Annotated in this window: 1 pseudogene; it reads right to left on the bottom strand. The window is 56.3% G+C overall.

Features of this window, described 5'->3' with window-relative positions:
• A pseudogene (locus tag FMN52_RS18515) lies at positions 1-408 on the bottom strand (malate synthase G); the annotation flags it as partial.
• Positions 409-412: the final 4 nt, after the last annotated feature.

Genomic DNA, 412 nt, shown 5'->3' with positions numbered 1-412 from the left:
ATCGTACAGTGAGCCCCAGCGAGCGTTCGCCGCGTTCAGCGCGTAGCGGGCGTTCATTGCCGGAACCACCAGCTGCGGCCCCGCCTGGCTGGTGATTTCGCTGTCAATGCCCGTGGTTTCCACCGTCACGCGCTCCGGTTGCGGCACCAGGTAGCCCAGTTCACGCAGGAAAGATTTATAGGCCGCTTTATCTTTTATCGGCCCCGGATTGCTGCGATGCCACTCATCAAGCGCTGCCTGAATGCGATCGCGTTCTGCCAGCAACTGACGATTTTCTGGTGCCAGATCATGAACGATCTCATCAAAATTGCGCCAGAACGCCGCAGCGTCCAGCCCTGTTCCCGGTAAAACTTCTTCATCCACAAAACGTTTAAAATTGGCGTCAATGCGTAAACGGCTCTGGGTTATGGTT

Origin of the sequence: Marinobacter sp. BW6 (assembly GCF_008107725.1) — a bacterium.
Lineage (GTDB): Bacteria > Pseudomonadota > Gammaproteobacteria > Pseudomonadales > Oleiphilaceae > Marinobacter.
The sequence above is the reverse complement of the archived record's forward strand: the minus strand, read 5'-3'. Positions and strand labels throughout refer to the sequence as shown.